This window comes from Pseudomonas sp. MYb118 (genome assembly GCF_040947875.1).
GTDB lineage: Bacteria > Pseudomonadota > Gammaproteobacteria > Pseudomonadales > Pseudomonadaceae > Aquipseudomonas.
The window spans coordinates 23,655-41,693 of the sequence record NZ_JBFRXN010000002.1 but is presented as its reverse complement, the minus strand read 5'-3'; the positions used below and the strand labels follow the sequence as shown (position 1 = coordinate 41,693).

Below are 18,039 nucleotides of genomic sequence, written 5' to 3'. Positions count from 1 at the left end.
CTTCATGAAAACAGTACAGTTTTTGCTGACACTGCACTGTACTGTCGACTATTGTGGCAACTGTCCCAGTACACTTCTAAACTGTTCCGGTATTGTTTCACACAAGAATAAAATGCCCGTGAAATCGAGTGCTGCGTCATGACTAACCTCCTGCTCTATCAACGTATTGCTCAACAACTGGCAGAAGACATCCGCCGCGGTGTCTATCAACCCGGTGAGCGCGTGCCTTCGGTGCGCAAGATGAGCTCGCAGCTCAACGTCAGCCATGCCACCGTGTTGCAGGCCTACGCCAATCTCGAGGATCAGGGGCTGATCCGCGCCCGGCCGCAGTCGGGTTATTACGTGCACCAGACACCCGCCCTGACGGCGCCGACGCCGGACATCGCCAGGGTTGAGCGCCCAGGCCTGGTCACTCGCAGCAGCATCATCCAGCAGGTATTGGTCGAATCCCGCCGTGAAGGGGTCTTTCCTCTGGGCGCGGCGGTGCCGAGCGTCGACTATCTGCCGGTGCGTGCGCTGCATCAGCAACTGGCCAAGGTCACCCGATTTCATAGCCCGCGGGCATTCAGCTACATGTTCAGCCCCGGTTTCGAACCCCTGCGCCGCCAGGTGGCGATTCGCATGCGCGATGCCGGCGTGGTGGTCGATCCCTCCGAAGTGGTGATCACCCACGGCTGTGTCGATGCCCTGCAGATGTCCTTGCGAGTGCTGACCCGGCCGGGCGACCTGATCGCCGCCGAGTCGCCGACTTACTACGGCTTGTTGCAACTGGCCGACCTGCTGGGCCTGAAAGTCATCGAGATCCCCAGCGATCCCGCCACCGGCATGAGCCTGGAAGCGCTGCAACTGGCGGCCAACCAGTGGTCGATCAAGGCGCTGGTGCTGACCACGCGCCTGGGCAATCCGCTGGGTGGCACCATGCCCGAAGAACGGCAGAAGCAACTGCTGCGCCTGGCCTCGGATTTCGATATCCAGGTGGTCGAGGACGATATCTACGGCGAGCTGATGTTCGAGCAGGGCCGCACCAAGGCGCTCAAGGCCTACGACCGGCTGGACCGGGTGATCTACTGTTCGAGCTTTTCCAAAACGCTGTCGCCGGGTGTGCGCATTGGCTGGATGATCGCCGGCAAGTACCAGCAGGAAATCCAGCGCTTGCAGACGTTCAGCACCCATTCGGCCTGCAGCGTCACGCAGATGGGCATTGCCGCCTATCTGGAAAATGGCGGTTACGACCGGCATCTGCGGTTCATCCGTCAGGAATACCGCAAGAACCTCAGCGCCTTCCAGCTCGCGGTCCAGCAGTACTTCCCTGAAGGCACGCAGATGACCCGGCCTACGGGCGGTTTCATTCTATGGGTGAGCCTGCCGGGCAGGGTCAACACCCAGGAACTGCACGTGCGAGCCTTGCAACAAGGCATCAGTATCGCGCCGGGGCTGATCTTCAGTAACACCGAGCAATTCAATCACTGCATCCGGCTCAACTGTGGCACGCCATGGAACCGCGAGGCCGAACGGGCCTTGATGACCCTGGGCATGCTGGCCACGCAGTTGTGCCAGGAGACGGCCGCAGGTTTTTGATACAAGTCGCCCTTGAGCGAGCTTGTCTTGTCGGGCCCAACGAGCGAGCATATGGCACCTCGCCGATAGTGCCGTGAGCTCCGTTGGGTCCATGAAATCAATTTTTCCCTCTGTCTGTCTGTCGATCTGCCTGATGGTTAGCCTGCAGGTGGAAAGCGCTGTGGCGGCTGCCGTCCAGGAAAAACCCACGGCGAGCACGACCTCGAAGAAGGCGGCACCCGTCAAGAAGGCAGCACCGGTCAAAAAAGCGGCCCCGGCCAAGAAAGCCACGCCCGCCGGGAAGACCACGGCCAAGGTGAAAAAACGCCCGCCCATCGCCACCAAGTCCAAACCCGCCAGTGAAATCGTGAAAACCCCGCTGCCATCGGCGAACCTGGACCTGAGCCTGCCCCAGGACATGGTCGAGGAGCTTGAACCCGTCGGCGTCGTAACCGCGCCCAAACGCGCAGCCGTGCTGCCGCAGATGTTTGGCGAAAAGGCTTCCCCCTTTCAGCTCAACGGGCGCCTGATCAGCAACGAAATGCAACTGCAACTGCGTAACGAAGAGCGCCGGGAAGTGGACGGCGCTGCGCTGGAATTCGAATTCAAGCGCTGATTTCCCATCCTTTGTGACCCTTGGGCCAGACGTTTTGTCGGAGACTGGTCAGTCACGCTCGATTGCGCGTAAAAACCCGTGGCCAGTAATTTAAAACAACTGTTTTAGTGGTTATCCTGTGCCGGTCCATTAACACATCACCCGTCGTGAGGAGCCCGTCGTCATGAAATGCCGTGAAGGCTGTGGCGCCTGCTGCATTGCCCCTTCCATCAGTTCGCCGATTCCTGGTATGCCCAATGGCAAAGCCGCCGGAGAACGTTGCGCGCAGCTGTCTGTCGAAAACCTGTGCAATATTTTCGGTCAACCGGAACGTCCCGCCGTGTGTTCGGGCTTCAAGGCCGATGTCGAAGTCTGCGGCGGCAGCAGTGAAGAGGCGATCAGGCTGTTGGGCTGGTGGGAGCAAATGACGGCCGCGTGATGTGTTTACGAACGGGACTTCAACAATAAGGAATAAGACTATGGGTTCGCTGCATCGAATGGCTGTGCTGGGTGGGTTGACGCTGGTGCTGGCAGCCACTGCCGCACAGGCCGAAGACTGGAAGGTGGCCAAGAACGAGGACGGCATCAAGGTGTCCTTGAGCGAAGTGCCCGGCTCCGACTACAAGTCTTATCAGGGCGTCACCCTGATGAAGACCACCGTGGCCAAGTTGCGTGCCCTGCAGGATGACGTGGCTGGCGCCTGCACCTGGATTCACGAGTGCAAACTGCAAAAATTGCTCAAGCACGAAGGCGATCAGAGCTGGACCTACACCCAGTTCAATACCCCGTGGCCGGTGACCCCGCGTGATTCGGTGCTGCACGTCACCACCACCGAAGGCGCCGATGGCAGCCTGACGCGCAAACTCGAAGGCGTGCCCAAGTACATCCCCGAAGAAAAGGGCTTCGTGCGCGTGGCCAAGGTCGACGGCTTCTGGAAGTTCGTGCCCAAGGGCGATCAGGTCGAGGTGACCTATCAGGTGCACACCGAGCCAGGCGGCAGCGTGCCGTCGATGGTGGCCAACAAGTTCGTGGTGGATGCGCCGTTCAATACCTTGAAAGCGCTGAAGGCCAGGGCGGAGAAATAACAAACGCCCCATTCAGATCGTTCATTTTACTGTAGGAGCGAGCTTGCTCGCGATTCGGTGGGTCAGGGAGCAATTATGCAAGCTGATACACCGGATCGCGAGCAAGCTCGCTCCTACAGAAAGCAGGAAAGTGGCACTTTATTTTGTTTCTACATATGCGTTGAACGAAATTTTCACAAAGCCTCCAAGACAATTCGCCCGCGCCAACAGTGCCGTCAGTAATCAATGGCAATGCCACGACTGATCGTGCAACATCTGCCCACCGCGCAAACCCCGGGGCCAATCATTGGCCGACAGAGGGCAGGGCGCAGCTGTCTACATGCAACTTCAACTTCCAAGGGTCCTAAAACGACATGGCAATCCCGGACGCCCTGAATCAGCAGCGAGCTTCTAGTCGCCTGCTGCAACCGACCGTCAAATCGCACCTGGCCTACACACTGCTGTGCGCCCTGGTCATGATGATCATGTTCAGCCTGCTGCGCCTGGCGCTGCTGGTCTATAACAGCGAGATGATCCTCGACACCCCGGCGTCGACCTTTGTCGAAGCGTTCGCCAACGGCCTGCGTTTCGACCTGCGCCTGGTGGTGTACCTCAGCATTCCGCTGGTGCTGGCCCTGTTCAGCGCGCGGGCCATGGCCGCGCGCGGGTTCTTCCGCCTCTGGCTGACCGTCGCGTCGAGCATCGCGTTGTTCCTCGGCCTGATGGAAATGGACTTCTATCGTGAGTTCCACCAGCGTCTCAACGGCCTGGTGTTCCAGTATGTGAAGGAAGACCCGAAAACCGTGATGAGCATGCTCTGGTACGGTTTCCCGGTGGTTCGCTACCTGCTGGCCTGGGCCGTGGGCACCTTGATCCTGACCCTGGCATTCAAGGGCGCCGACCGCGCGACCCGTCCGCGCGGCCCGTTCAGCGGCGGCAGCATCGGTGCGCGTCAGGTCGCCCCGTGGTATGCCCGTATCGCCGTGTTCGTGGTGTGCCTGCTGATCTGCGTGGTCGCGGCTCGCGGCACCCTGCGACAGGGCCCGCCGCTGCGCTGGGGTGACGTCTACACCACCGACTCGAACTTCGCCAACCAGTTGGGCCTCAACGGCACGCTGTCGCTGATCGCTGCTGCCAAGAGCCGCTTCTCGGAAGATCGCGACAACATCTGGAAAGCAACCATCGAGCAACCGGTGGCCCAGCAAACCGTGCGCGACATGCTGCTGACGCCGAACGACAAGCTGGTCGATGCCGACACCGCCGCCGTTCGCCGTAACTATTCGCCGAATGCCGACAAGACCCTGCCGATCAAGAACGTCGTGGTCATCCTGATGGAAAGCTTCGCCGGTCACTCGGTGGGCGCATTGGGTCGTCCGGGCAACATCACGCCGTACTTCGACAAGCTGACCAAAGAAGGCCTGTTGTTCGACCGCTTCTTCTCCAACGGCACGCACACCCACCAGGGTATGTTCGCCACCATGGCCTGCTTCCCGAACCTGCCCGGTTTCGAGTACCTGATGCAGACCCCGGAAGGCAGCCACAAGCTGTCCGGCCTGCCGCAACTGCTCAGTGCCCGTGACTACGACGACGTGTATGTCTACAACGGTGATTTTGCCTGGGACAACCAGTCGGGCTTCTTCAGCAACCAGGGCATGACCAACTTCATCGGGCGTAACGACTTCGTCAACCCGGTGTTCTCCGACCCGACCTGGGGCGTGTCCGACCAGGACATGTTCAACCGCGGCCTGGAAGAGTTGAAGGCCCGTGACGGCAAGGACAAGAAGCCGTTCTATGCCTTGCTGCAAACCCTGTCCAACCACACGCCGTATGCCTTGCCGACGCCGTTGCCGGTCGAGCGCGTGACCGACCGTGGCAGCCTCAACGAGCATTTGACCGCCATGCGTTACTCCGACTGGGCGCTGGGTCAGTTCTTCGAGAAGGCACGCAAGGAACCGTACTTCAACGAAACGCTGTTCGTGATCGTCGGCGACCATGGTTTCGGCAACGAACAGCAGATCACCGAAATGGACCTGGGCCGCTTCAACGTACCGATGCTGCTGATCGGGCCGGGCGTGCAGGACAAGTTCGGCCAGGTTGACCACACCGTGGGTACGCAGATCGACATCGTGCCGACCATCATGGGTCGTATCGGTGGCGACGTGCTCCATCAGTGCTGGGGCCGTGACTTGCTGAACCTGCCGGAAGGCGACAAGGGCTTCGGTGTGATCAAGCCGTCGGGCAGTGACCAGACCGTTGCCTTGCTCACCGCAGACCGTGTGCTGGTACTGCCCAAGGAAATGTCGCCCAAGCTGTATCGCTACGAACTGGGCACCAATCCCAAAGGTGAGTTGATCCCGGCGTCGGACGACGAGGCGGCCCTGCGGCAGAAACTCGAGTCGTTCATCCAGACGGCGACCAAGAGCCTGATCGACAACACCGCCGGTGTGGTTCACGGCGTGCCGGAGTAAGTTTCTGGTGCAATAAAAAAGAGGCCCTTACATAAGGGCCTCTTTTTTTTGCCTGTTATTACTTCATATCTTGCCGAGCAATAGCAGGATCAGCAGCACCACCAACACCACGCCAATGATACCGGACGGGCCATAACCCCAACTTCTGGAGTGAGGGAAGACCGGCAGACCGCCTACCAGCAGAAGGATCAGAATAATGATTAAGATTGTGCCCATGTCTATTTCCTTGTGGGAAGTATTCTGGAGTTACCTGGCGTTAATCAGTCAGCTGGACTGCAATAAACCCAAGCTGCTTACAAAATCCGACTCTCGCGGTTGAAAGAAAATTCCAAGTTTTTTTAATGTTTTTCGAAGGCCCGCTTATTTCGTTTTAACCGGCAAGTTGTCGTGCCCGTGTCCGCAGTTTGTTCGGGCCATTCAGCAATCTGATGGAGCGTGGGTTAGCCGGGGTCCTTCGCTACACTCAGGCATCTTCCTCGGGAACAACAAGGCTGTTTGCTATGCAAAATCGCATGATGATCACTGGCGCGGGCTCGGGCCTGGGTCGCGAAATCGCGCTGCGCTGGGCGCGTGAAGGCTGGCGACTGGCCTTGTCGGATGTCAGCGAACCCGGCTTGCAGGAAACCCTGAAACTCGTTCGCGAAGCTGGCGGCGACGGCTTCATCCAGCGCTGCGACGTACGCGATTACAGCCAACTGACCGCCTTTGCCCAGGCCTGTGAAGTGAAGTTCGGTGGCATCGACATCATCGTCAATAACGCCGGTGTCGCCTCCGGCGGCTTCTTCAGCGAATTGTCCCTGGAAGACTGGGACTGGCAGATCGCGATCAACCTCATGGGTGTGGTCAAGGGCTGCAAGGCCTTCCTGCCGCTGCTGGAGCAGAGCAAGGGCAAGATCATCAACATCGCCTCGATGGCCGCCTTGATGCAGGGCCCGGCCATGAGCAACTACAACGTGGCCAAGGCCGGTGTCGTAGCGTTGTCCGAGAGCCTGCTGGTGGAACTGGCGCAGCAGGAAATCGGCGTGCACGTGGTGTGCCCGTCCTTCTTCCAGACCAACCTGCTGGACTCGTTCCGTGGCCCGACGCCGGCGATGAAAGCCCAGGTCGGCAAGTTGCTGGAAAGCTCGCCCATCTCGGCCGCGGACATCGCCGATTACATCCACCGGCAAGTGGCGGCCGGCGAATTCATGATTCTGCCCCATGAACAGGGCCGCATGGCCTGGGCCATCAAGCAGAAAAACCCGCAACTGCTCTACGATGAGATGACTGCCATGGCCGACAAAATGCGCGCCAAGGCCAGACAAACCAACGGTTGACCTTGCTCCATCACGGCGTCGTCGTTAGGGTGGCCGCCATCGGTCACCTTACGAGACACCTGGCATGCTCAATTACCTGTGGTTCTTTCTCGCCGCGCTGTTTGAAATCGCCGGCTGCTTTGCCTTCTGGATGTGGTTGCGTCAGGGCAAGAGCGCCTGGTGGGTGGTGCCGGCGCTGCTCAGCCTGACCCTCTTCGCGCTGCTGCTGACCCGCGTCGAAGCCGCCTACGCCGGGCGCGCCTACGCCGCCTACGGTGGCATCTACATCATCGCTTCGATTGGCTGGCTGGCGGTGGTCGAGCGGATTCGTCCGCTGGGCTCCGACTGGATCGGCGTCGCGCTGTGCGTGATCGGGGCGAGCGTCATCCTGTTTGGTCCGCGTTTTTCCGCGTCCTGACGCTTCGTCCGGGTTTGTCGGATGTTTCCTAGAGAGGCATTCGTCCGGCGCTGTAGGGCGAGACTGTTTTGCTCCCGCTGCATTGAAGGCCCGCCACGCAGCGGGCATCTTCAGGGTTCGATAACCCCTGGAGGACGAATGCCATGCTTGTACTCAGCCGCGTTGTGGGAGAAATGATCTCCATCGGTGACACCATTTCCGTGCGCATTATGGCCGTCAACGGCAACAACGTGCGCTTCGGCATCGAAGCGCCCAAAAGCATCCCGGTACACCGCGCCGAGGTTCACCAGCGTATCCAGGCCAAACTGGCGAAAGCCGAGGAGGCTTGAAGTCTCAGTCGAACAGGTGCTTGGGTACGTCGTGCTTGAGCATCAATTGGCACTGCTCGCTTTCCGGGTCGAAGACGATCAGCGCCTGACCCTTGGTCAACGCCTGGCGCACCCGCAACACGCGGGTTTCCAGCGGCGTGTCGTCGCCATTGTCGGTACCGTCGCGGGTCACGAAATCTTCGATCAGGCGGGTCAGGGTGTCGACTTCGAGTTGGTCGTGGGGGATCAGCATGGGCACCTCGGGTTGGCAGTGGTGCGATGCTACGGTGAATGGCCGGTGGCGGCTAGCTTCAGGTGATGGGGTGGATGTGCCGCCCCCATCGCGAGCAGGCTCGCTCCCACAGTGATCTGTGGTGTTCACAAAACCTGTGGGAGCGAGCCTGCTCGCGATGGCGGTAGATCAGGCAACCAAAAATTTCAGATCAACCCTCCGACCGCTGCCCCACCAGGCTATCCACCGACGGCACCCGCGTATCGCTTTCCATCTGGGTGTCATGTTCGATCTGATGACTGAAGCGGTCCAGCGAGCCCTTGGCCGGCTGGGCATCGCTGGCGAACACCGGTGGGCTGAGGATGTAGGCACCCAGCAGACGGCTCAAGGCCGCCAGGCTGTCGATGTGCGTACGCTCGTAGCCGTGGGTGGCGTCGCAGCCGAAGGCGAGCAGGGCGGTGCGGATGTCATGGCCGGCGGTGACGGCCGAGTGGGCGTCGCTGAAGTAGTAGCGGAACAGGTCGCGGCGCACCGGCAACTCGTTGTCGCTGGCCAGGCGCAGCAAATGGCGGGACAAATGGTAATCGTAAGGCCCACCGGAATCCTGCATCGCCACGCTGACCGCGTGCTCGCTGGAATGCTGGCCCGTTGCGACCGGCGCGATGTCGATGCCGACGAATTCGCTGACGTCCCACGGCAGTGCCGCCGCCGCGCCGCTGCCGGTTTCCTCGGTGATGGTGAACAGCGGATGGCAGTCGATCATCGGTTCTTCGCCGCTGTCGACGATGGCCTTGAGCGCGGCCAGCAACGCCGCCACACCCGCCTTGTCATCCAGGTGACGGGCGCTGATGTGGCCGCTTTCGGTGAACTCGGGCAGCGGGTCGAAGGCGACGAAATCACCGACGCTGATGCCCAGCGAATCACAATCGGCGCGGGTGGCGTAGTAGGCGTCCAGGCGCAGTTCGATGTGGTCCCAGCTGATCGGCATTTCGTCGATGGCGGTGTTGAACGCATGCCCGGACGCCATCAGCGGCAACACGCTGCCGCGGATCACGCCGTTGTCGGTGAACAGGCTGACGCGGCTGCCTTCGGCAAAGCGGCTCGACCAGCAACCCACCGGTGCCAGGGTCAGGCGCCCGTTGTCCTTCACCGCGCGCACGGCGGCGCCGATGGTGTCCAGGTGAGCGGAGACGGCGCGGTCGGGGCTGTTTTTCTTGCCCTTGACCGTAGCGCGGATGGTGCCACGGCGGGTCATTTCAAAAGGGATGCCCAGTTCCTCCAGACGCTCGGCGACGTAGCGCACGATGGTGTCGGTGAAGCCGGTCGGGCTCGGGATGGCGAGCATTTCCAGCAGGACTTTTTGCAGGTAGTTGAGATCCGGTTCGGGGATTTTGCTGGTCATGGAAACTCCTCATTCGGTGTCTGGGCTGACGCTATCGCGAGCAAGCTCGCTCCTACAGGAGCGGGCTTGTCGAATCGTCGCACCGCCGCGATGGCGCCAGCTCAGACAACACCTGTTTTTCAGACCACCGCCTGACTATGCGGAAACAGCAAATCGACAAACCGCTCAGCCACCGGCTGCGGTTCGTGATTGGCCAGGCCTGCACGTTCATTGGCTTCGATAAACACATACTCCGGCTGATCCGCCGCCGGCACCATCAGGTCGAGGCCGACCATGGGGATGTCCAGCGCCCGGGCTGCGCGCACGGCGGCGTCGATCAGCGTCGGGTGCAGGATTGCGGTGACGTCCTCGAGAATGCCGCCGGTGTGCAGGTTCGCCGTACGCCGGACGAACAGATGCTCGCCCGCCGGCAGGATGCTGCTGTACTCGTAACCCGCCGCTTGCAGGGTGCGTTCGGTTTCGTGGTCCAGCGGGATCTTGCTCTCGCCGCTGGTGGCGGCCTGGCGCCGTCGGCTCTGGGCTTCGATCAACGAGCGGATGCTATGCTGGCCATCACCGACCACCTCCGCCGGCCGGCGAATCGCCGCAGCCACCACTTCAAAACCGATCACCAGGATGCGCAGGTCCAGCCCTTCGTGGAAGCTTTCGAGCAACACGCGGGTGTCGAACTGACGCGCCGATTCGATGGCCTGCTGCACGTCTTCAATGCTGCACAAGTCCACCGCCACGCCCTGGCCCTGTTCGCCGTCCAGCGGCTTGACCACCACGCGCTGGTGTTCGTCGAGAAACGCCAGGTTGTCGTCGGCGTTCCCCGCCAGCTGCTGCGCGGGCAGGTTCAGCCCGGCGTTCTTCAGCACTTTGTGGGTCAGGCTCTTGTCCTGGCACAAGGTCATGCTGATGGCGCTGGTCAGGTCGCTCAGGGATTCGCGACAGCGCACGCGCCGACCGCCATGGACCAGAGTAAAGAGGCCGGCCTCGGCGTCATCGACCTGCACTTCGATACCGCGCCGATGGGCCTCGTCGACGATGATCCGGGCGTAGGGGTTGAACTCGGCTTCCGGTCCGGGACCGAGGAACAGCGGCTGGTTGATGCCGTTCTTGCGTTTGATGGCGAAGGTCGGAAGGTTGCGAAAGCCCAGTTTGGCGTAGAGATTTTTCGCCAGGCGATTGTCGTGCAACACCGACAGGTCCAGGTAACTCAAGCCCCGGCTCATGAAGTGCTCGATCAGATGCCGCACCAGTACCTCACCCACCCCGGGCCGTGAACAGTGCGGGTCGACGGCCAGGCACCAGAGGCTGCTGCCGTGCTCCGGATCGTTGTAGGCCTTGCGGTGGTTGAGGCCCATGACGCTGCCGATGACCGCGCCGCTGTCCTCGTCCTCCGCCAGCCAGTACACCGGCCCGCCCAGGTGATGCGGAGTCAGCAGGGTGGCGTCGATCGGCAACATGCCGCGCGCCAGGTACAACTGGTTGATGGCCTGCCAGTCCGCCTCGCTTTGTGCGCGGCGAATGCGGAAGCCGCGAAACACCCGGGTGGCCTGGCGATAATCGCTGAACCACAGGCGCAGGGTGTCCGACGGGTCGAGGAACAACTGCGCCGGTTCCAGCCCGAGGATCTGCTGCGGTGCGGCCACGTACAGGGCGATGTCGCGCTCGCCGGTCTGTTCGTTGAGCAGCTCCCGGGCCAGGCTCGCCGGGTCCGGGAAGGTGTGGCCGATCAGCAGCCGGCCCCAGCCGCAATGCACGGCGATGGGGCTGGCGGCCAGCTCGCTGCCGTCCTCGGCCAAGCGGGCCTGCAAGCGTTCGTAGGAAGGCGCCTGACCGCGCAACAGGCGTTGGCTGTACGCCGTGGCGTGAGGTTTCATCAGTCAGATTCCTTGTTCGCTGAGCCACAGGTTCAGGGCCGCCAGTTGCCATAGCTTGGAGCCGCGCAACGGGGTCAACTGGCCTTGCGGGTCGGTCAGCAGGCGGTCGAGCATGGCCGGGTTGAACAGGCCGCGATCCTGGCTCGGGTCCAGCAGCAGGTCGCGCACCCAGTTCAGGGTGTTGCCCTGCAAATGCTTGAGCCCCGGCACCGGGAAGTAACCTTTCTTGCGGTCGATGACTTCGCTGGGAATCACCAGGCGCGCCGCTTCCTTGAGCACATGCTTGCCGCCGTCGGGCAGCTTGAACTGGCCCGGCACCCGCGCCGACAGTTCCACCAGGCGGTAGTCGAGGAACGGCGTGCGCGCCTCCAGGCCCCAGGCCATGGTCATGTTGTCGACACGTTTGACCGGGTCATCCACCAGCATCACGGTGCTGTCCAGGCGTAGGGCCTTGTCCACCGCCGCGTCGGCGCCCGGTTGTGCGAAATGTTCTTTGACGAAGTCGCCGGCAGCGTCATGCGCGGTCAGCCATTTCGGCTGCACGGTGGCGCTGTAGTCCTCGTAGCTGCGGTCGAAGAATGCTTCGCGATAGGCCGCATAAGGATCGGCCGCACCGTCCACCTGCGGGTACCAGTGATAACCGGCGAACAGCTCGTCCGCGCCCTGGCCGCTCTGCACCACTTTGCAATGCTTGGCCACTTCACGGGACAGCAGGTAGAAGGCGATGCAGTCATGGCTGACCATCGGTTCGCTCATGGCGCGGAACGCCGCGGGCAGTTGCTCGATGATCTCTTTTTCGTCGATGCGCAGTTGATGGTGGCGGGTGCCGAAATGCTCGGCGATCAGGTCGGAATACTGGAATTCGTCGCCACGTTCGCCACCGGCATCCTGGAAACCGATGGAGAAGGTCGACAGGTTCTCCACGCCGACTTCGCGCAACAACCCCACCAGCATGCTCGAATCGACACCGCCGGACAGCAGCACGCCGACATCCACCGCCGCTCGCTGGCGGATGGCCACGGCTTCGCGGGTGCTGTCGAGCACGCGGTCGCGCCAGTCTTCCAGGGTCAGGTTCAGCTCGTCGGCGCGTGGGCCGTAGGGCAGGGTCCACCAGGTTTTCTGCTCGGTGCGACCGTCGGCCTCGACGCGCATCCAGGTGGCCGGTGGCAGCTTTTCAACGCCCGCCAGCAAGGTGCGTGGCGCCGGGACCACCGCATGGAAGTTCAGGTAGTGATTGAGCGCCACCGGGTCGAGCATCGGGTTGATGTCGCCACCCTTGAGCAGCGCTGGTAACGCCGAGGCAAAGCGCAGGCGTTGGCCGGTGCGCGACAGGTACAGCGGTTTCACGCCTAGACGGTCACGGGCGATGAACAGGCGCTTGGCATCACGTTCCCAGATGGCGAAGGCGAACATGCCGTTGAGCTTGGGCAGCAGCGCCTCGCCCCAGGCGTGGTAGCCCTTGAGCAGCACTTCGGTGTCGCCGCCGGAGTAGAACGCGTAACCGAGGCTTTCAAGCTCCGCGCGTAGTTCCGGGAAGTTATAGATCGCGCCGTTGAAGGCCAGGGACAGGCCCAGTTGGTTGTCGATCATCGGCTGTGCCGAGCCGTCCGACAGGTCCATGATTTTCAGGCGACGATGGCCCAGGGCAATCGGGCCCTGGCTGTGAAAGCCCCACGCGTCGGGGCCGCGAGGGGCCAGGTGATGGGTGATTCGTTCAACGGCTGCAAGGTCCGCAGGTTGATGATCAAAGCGTAACTCGCCAGCTAATCCACACATAAAATCCTTACCGGTTTTTCCGTTGGGGAGGGTCAAGCGCTACCCGCGCAAACGGCGGGTACTCAGAAACTGACCTGTGTGGAATTCAGGAGTTTTAGACCGATAAGTAATAAGCAGTGGTTGCCGAACCGACGGTGCTGGCGGATTCGCAAGGAAAAAGGGCGGTAATTAATGCTGCCGGATAGCGTGGCAAGGGGCCTTAGGCTGGGCCCTCACACACGCAATAAGGACATTGCTTATGTTGCCCGACGCAAAAACGATTGCCGCCTCGACCTTTACCGATGCTCACCGCCTGGCGGCGCTGGTGGAACACACTGGTGACCTGGACAAGGTACAGGTGCTGCAAAAGTCCCTTCCGCACTGGCTGGTCAATGCCGACCTTGCTGTGGTTCAGGCCCTGAGTGCTGCGCTCAAGCAGTCGTACCTGACCCATGCCAGGGCATCGCAGGTCCTGGCCAGGCTCAAACCATTGGATGAGTTCTGCAGGCACGCGCTGACCACGACGCTCAAGAACCGGTGGAAGCTCGATGTCGATGTCGAGCGAGACACGCTGCAGGTGGTCAAAAAGGAGTTTTCCGGCAGCGGCTTGTTGCCGCTGGGTTACGACGGCCAGGTCACCACCAGCGCCTGTAGCCTGCTGCATGCAGCCATGCTCAATTTCACCAGCGAGGAGGCCGACCCGGCGGGTTTTCTCGCGGAGTCCACCGTCCGAATCGCCGGCAAGGATCGGTCAGGCCCGGACATCAGTCCCGCCAAATTTGCTGCGCTGTGTCGCGAACTGGACCTGGGCGAGCATTACCAGCGCCACATCAAACAGGTACTGGCGGTCCCTGATCCGGCCACCCGCGCGGCACCGATCGGTCCGATTCCCGGTTCGGTGGACGTGCGTCGCTTGAAGTTACTGGACATGCAGGTGGCCGCGCACATGGCCGTGCTGAAAAAAGACATCAGCGATACGGCCTACAGGATGTTGCTCAAGGCCATCGAACAGGATCTGCCTGCGTCCAAGGCCAAAGGCCTGCAATACGAAGGCGCGCCAGTGCTCTGGCAAGGCCTTGTGATTCATGACGTCAATCTGCACGGCGTGCTGGTGTTCAGCAAGGCGTTCATCGACACCGATCCCAAGGCCCGTTGTGTGGTTTACATGCCCAACAACCCGCGCAGGCCGTTGTATGAATATGCCTCACTGGAGGATCTGAAGACTTACCTGACGCTTCACTTGAAGAGTGACAGCTTTCGCAAGCGGTTCGCCCGGCAATATCTGGCGGGCCACGATGCCGTGGATTTCTTCAGCCGATTCGACAAGGACAAGGTGTTGGGCAAGTTGATCGCCCTGCGCGGCGACTCCTGCCCAGGGGATTTCCTGTACAGCGACTTCGTCACCAAGGCCGAGGAAGACGCGCGAATCCTTGCGGTGCCCACTCGGGTGGTCGACGAGCAGCAACGGGAGAAAATTCTCCAGGCCCTGCTGGGTATAGGCATGGTGCTGCTCAACGCGGCGGCGCTATTCGTTCCCGTATTGGGGGAGGTGATGCTGGCCGCGGCAGTCGTCGAAATGGCCAGCGAAGTGTACGAAGGCGTGGAAGACTGGACGCAAGGCGAGCGCAGCGAAGCGCTGGAGCATCTGCTCAACGTGGTCGAAGGTGTCGTGCAGATGGCGGCGTTCGCGGCGGGGGGCAAGGTTGTCGGCAAGGTATTAGGTAAAGGTGTAAAGGAACAGGCGAACTGGTTCGAGAACTTCGAGGCGGTAAATGCGGCCGATGGCAAGGCCAAATTGTGGAAGCCCGATCTCACGCCCTACCGACAGTCCACCGCGCTGCCGTCAGACCTGCGCCCCGATTCCCAAGGCGTATATGCCGACGGTGACGCCCATTCGATTGTCATGGATGGCGCCACCTACCGAGTCTCGCGCAATACAGGCGGCAGTGCCTGGCAGATCGAGCATCCCACCCGTACCAATGCCTTCAAGCCCGCGCTTGAACAAACCCTCGATGGTGGCTGGCGTCATGCCTACGAACATGCCCATGAATGGCCCGAGGCCGGGTACGCGCTGGGACGAACCAACCCGCGTCTGGCCGAGCACAGCAGCGATCTGACAGCGTTAGCGGAGATCACCGGGATGACGCCCGGTCGACTGCATCAGCTGCACGAAAGCCGACTGAAACTGCCGCAGCGCGTGAACGACTGTGCCGAACGCTTCAAAATCGACAGTAGGATCACCGGGCTGATCACGGCCATGGAACGAGGTGAAACCACCAACACCCCATATGCACAGGAGCAGTTGCAGGTGTTGCCCATGCTGCCCGGCTGGCCGGAGAAACGCTTCATCGAAGTCCTGGATGAACGCGACGTGGTCACCGCGCGTTTCCCGAGAAGCGCGCCGACCAACGATGAAATCAATTGCGTCCACGTGACCCAGGCGCAGCGTGATGCGGGGCAGGTACTGGATACCGTGATCAAGGGACTTTACCCCAAAGAAGTGGAAGCCCTGACCGGCACATCCAGCGCTGAGGCAAAACCTGAGTTGCTCGCAAAAAAGATTGCCAGTTACCTCAAGGACAATCGTCAGCCGCTGTTCGGTCGACTGTACGAGGACTACGACGGCATCACCAGTGGTGACCTTGCCTTGTTGCGCGAGCATACCCCCGACCTGCCGAGCCGCGTGGCGCAGGAAGTGTTGGACGGTGCGTCGGGCAGGGACCGACATTTCCTCGCCGATCGCAAGATACTGGGCTCGGACCTCGCCCGGGAGGTGCGTGGGGCACAATCTGCCATCCGCCAGGACCGCGCACTTGCTGGGCTACATCGCCCATACCTGGCCAATGCCGACAGCGAAAAACTGACCCTGGGGCTGATGGATCGTGTGCAGGGTTGGGACGATGACTTTCGTCTGGAGGTGCGCCAGGGATCGCAGACCGGCAATCTGCTGAACAGCGTCGGTGAAGCGGATGCACGGTCCAGAGGGGTCATCGTCAAGACCGCCAGCGGATATCAAGTCACCCAGAGCAACGGCAACGTGTCTTCCACGGCCGCCAGCGATACGTTGACCCAAGCCATTCTCGATGCATTGCCGGCCGGCCAGCGTTCCCGGATGGGCCTCACCGGCAACGATAGTGTGGACGTCGCGACGCTTCGATCACGGCTGGGCAAGGCCGGCAGCGGCGACTCGCAACATACGGCGCGGCTGTTGCGAGGCGAGGGCGATAAAACGGCCAGGCGCCTGTTTTCCTGCGTGCAGGCAGCGCCACCTGCGCAGAGTCGGCACCCCCGGAGCCTGGTGCGTAAAGTCCGCAAAATCTATCCGTTGTACACCGACACCCAGGCCTCGGCCTTTCTCGACAAAGCAGGCGAAACGCCAATGGTGCAGATGAGCCGAATGCGCGAACTCCAGCAGCAACTGGAGGCATTTCGCAAGACGCTGTACGCCTGGCGCGACGACATCGCGCAAATGGCCAAGCTGCCAGGAAAGCTCAACGACCTCCGTATCAGTCGACGCCAGGTGGCCCATGCCTTGGAAAACTGTTGGCGCCGGGTTGCACCACCGCGCTGGCCCGCCAACCAGCCCTACACCACACTGGCGTTGGAATCTAATCCGGTGGGCCCGTTACCGGCGCTCGCCGAGCAGGATGTCGCCCATGTCCGCACCCTGAAAATCAAAAACATGGAGGCCAGCGATGACGTGGCGTATTTCCTCAAATCGTTCAAGAAACTGACCCGGCTGGAGCTGGACGGCAACAAGATCACCCGCTTGCCGGAAGCGCTGTCGCTGATGCCCGACCTGCAGCATTTGAGCCTGAACGACAACCAATTGATGTTGACCGAACATACGCTGCGCAAACTGGCAAACATGCGGGGCCTGCACACGCTGTCGCTAGCAGGCAATCGGTTGGGGGCGACCCTGGATGTGCGCAAGATGCTCGATCTGCAAGGCCTTTTTCTCGGCCACACCCATACCACCGAATTGCCGTTGGGGCTTGAGCGCCTGCCGTATCTGGACATGGTGGACCTGCGCGGCAACGAAATTCGCAAGTTGCCCGACTGGCTGTTCGATACGTCGCGACGATTGGCCCGTACCATCAATTTGCGCCATAACCCGTTGTCCAGTGAGAGCTCGGCAAAGCTCAAGGCTTACCGCGACAAGACCGGCGAAGGTATGGGGTTTCACGAAAACGATGTGGCGGTGATCAACGAGCAAATGGCCCGGGACCTGTGGATGCCCAGGTCCACCGAGCACACCTTTGTCCGCCGCAACCACACGTGGCTGGCGCTGAAGAACCAACCGGCGTCCGATGGTTTTTTCCGCTTGCTGGCGGAAGTCGGCAGCACCGCTGACAGTCGCTACGTGCGTGAAGACATGATGCGCCGGGTATGGAATGTGTTCGAAGCGACCGGCCGTGATGCGGCCTTGCGCGACCAGTTACTGGCGATGGCGGTGAAGTCCAACTGCGCTGACTCGGCGGCAACCATTTTCAGTAACCTTGAAGTGGCCGTGGAAATCGACCAGGTGGTGCACCAGTCCGCCAATGCCCATGATCGAGCTGCGCGCCTGATCAAACTGGGCCGAGCACTGTTCAGCCTTGATTATCTGGACGGGATTGCCCGGGAGAAGGTCAAGGCTGATCCGACCCTCGATCCGGTCGAGGTGGGGCTGGCTTATCGCACCGGGCTGGCGCAGCGACTTGATCTGATCGGCCAGCCCCGGCACATGCGTTACGCCTCGCTGGGCGGGGTGAAGTCTGCTGATCTGGACGCGGCCTACACTCGGGTGATCAACGGGCAGCTGTCATCGCAATTGCAGGAGTATCTGGATGGGCGCGGGTTCTGGAGTGACTTCATGCGCGAGCACCATGGCAAGCAGTTCGCCGACCTTGTCGAGCCTTTCCACGCACGCATGCAAACCGCCTTCGACGACCAGGACAAGCTGGGTGCAGGTTACCGCGCGCAGGCTGACGGCATCATGGAGGAGATGCAGCAGGCTGAACGCGACCTGATGAAACGCCTGACACAGGCGGCCATCACTGCCGAAGAAGCGAAAACCTGCTTCGCCCTCGATTGACGC

The 18,039-nt window shown here is 61.4% G+C and carries 14 protein-coding genes; 9 read left to right on the top strand and 5 right to left on the bottom strand.

The window, feature by feature from the left end; all coding sequences use genetic code 11:
• The first annotated feature begins 138 nt into the window (after positions 1–138).
• The 5 genes from ABVN20_RS05950 (at position 139) to ABVN20_RS05930 (ending at position 5,684) form a co-directional block, all read left to right on the top strand.
• Entirely contained in the window at positions 139–1,578 is a 1,440-nt protein-coding gene (locus tag ABVN20_RS05950) for a PLP-dependent aminotransferase family protein (protein WP_368554602.1), read from the top strand.
• 91 nt (positions 1,579–1,669) lie between these two features.
• Positions 1,670–2,173, top strand: coding sequence for a translation initiation factor 2 (locus ABVN20_RS05945; protein WP_368554601.1), 504 nt, complete (start codon positions 1,670–1,672; stop codon positions 2,171–2,173).
• A gap of 163 nt (positions 2,174–2,336) precedes the next feature.
• Positions 2,337–2,591: a YkgJ family cysteine cluster protein gene (locus ABVN20_RS05940; RefSeq protein WP_368554600.1), complete on the top strand. Its 255-nt coding sequence runs from the start codon at positions 2,337–2,339 to the stop codon at positions 2,589–2,591.
• 40 nt (positions 2,592–2,631) lie between these two features.
• On the top strand, positions 2,632–3,237 hold the full coding sequence (locus ABVN20_RS05935) for an START domain-containing protein (RefSeq protein WP_368554599.1): 606 nt from the start codon (positions 2,632–2,634) through the stop codon (positions 3,235–3,237).
• A 353-nt stretch (positions 3,238–3,590) separates the two neighbouring features.
• Complete coding sequence (locus tag ABVN20_RS05930) at positions 3,591–5,684, top strand: LTA synthase family protein (RefSeq protein ID WP_368554598.1); 2,094 nt, start codon at positions 3,591–3,593, stop codon at positions 5,682–5,684.
• 63 nt (positions 5,685–5,747) lie between these two features.
• Here ABVN20_RS05930 and ABVN20_RS05925 read toward each other — a convergent pair whose 3' ends face one another.
• Positions 5,748–5,906 carry a DUF3309 family protein gene (locus tag ABVN20_RS05925; protein ID WP_174602692.1) on the bottom strand — a complete coding sequence of 53 codons (159 nt, stop codon included), beginning with the start codon at positions 5,904–5,906 and terminating at the stop codon, positions 5,748–5,750.
• Between the two features lie 278 nt (positions 5,907–6,184).
• Here ABVN20_RS05925 and ABVN20_RS05920 point away from each other — a divergent pair, with 278 nt between their 5' ends.
• The 3 genes from ABVN20_RS05920 (at position 6,185) to csrA (ending at position 7,726) form a co-directional block, all read left to right on the top strand.
• Entirely contained in the window at positions 6,185–7,000 is an 816-nt protein-coding gene (locus ABVN20_RS05920; RefSeq protein WP_368554597.1) for an SDR family oxidoreductase, read from the top strand.
• Between the two features lie 64 nt (positions 7,001–7,064).
• The gene (locus ABVN20_RS05915; RefSeq protein WP_368554596.1) at positions 7,065–7,397 is read left to right on the top strand and encodes a YnfA family protein; all 333 of its coding nucleotides are present in this window, start codon (positions 7,065–7,067) and stop codon (positions 7,395–7,397) included.
• Between the two features lie 143 nt (positions 7,398–7,540).
• On the top strand, positions 7,541–7,726 hold the full coding sequence (csrA, locus tag ABVN20_RS05910) for a carbon storage regulator CsrA (protein WP_368554595.1): 186 nt from the start codon (positions 7,541–7,543) through the stop codon (positions 7,724–7,726).
• A gap of 4 nt (positions 7,727–7,730) precedes the next feature.
• On the opposite strand, the gene ABVN20_RS05905 is transcribed toward csrA, so the two are convergent.
• From ABVN20_RS05905 to ABVN20_RS05890, 4 genes are all read right to left on the bottom strand, one after another.
• Positions 7,731–7,958 carry a YheU family protein gene (locus tag ABVN20_RS05905; RefSeq protein ID WP_003199186.1) on the bottom strand — a complete coding sequence of 76 codons (228 nt, stop codon included), beginning with the start codon at positions 7,956–7,958 and terminating at the stop codon, positions 7,731–7,733.
• Between the two features lie 190 nt (positions 7,959–8,148).
• Positions 8,149–9,339 carry an osmoprotectant NAGGN system M42 family peptidase gene (locus ABVN20_RS05900; protein ID WP_368554594.1) on the bottom strand — a complete coding sequence of 397 codons (1,191 nt, stop codon included), beginning with the start codon at positions 9,337–9,339 and terminating at the stop codon, positions 8,149–8,151.
• 119 nt (positions 9,340–9,458) lie between these two features.
• Positions 9,459–11,204, bottom strand: coding sequence for an N-acetylglutaminylglutamine synthetase (gene ngg / locus ABVN20_RS05895; RefSeq protein WP_368554593.1), 1,746 nt, complete (start codon positions 11,202–11,204; stop codon positions 9,459–9,461).
• Positions 11,205–11,207: 3 nt separating this feature from the next.
• Positions 11,208–12,980, bottom strand: coding sequence for an N-acetylglutaminylglutamine amidotransferase (locus ABVN20_RS05890; RefSeq protein WP_368554592.1), 1,773 nt, complete (start codon positions 12,978–12,980; stop codon positions 11,208–11,210).
• A gap of 238 nt (positions 12,981–13,218) precedes the next feature.
• Here ABVN20_RS05890 and ABVN20_RS05885 point away from each other — a divergent pair, with 238 nt between their 5' ends.
• Entirely contained in the window at positions 13,219–18,036 is a 4,818-nt protein-coding gene (locus ABVN20_RS05885) for an NEL-type E3 ubiquitin ligase domain-containing protein (protein WP_368554591.1), read from the top strand.
• The last annotated feature ends 3 nt before the right edge of the window (positions 18,037–18,039 follow it).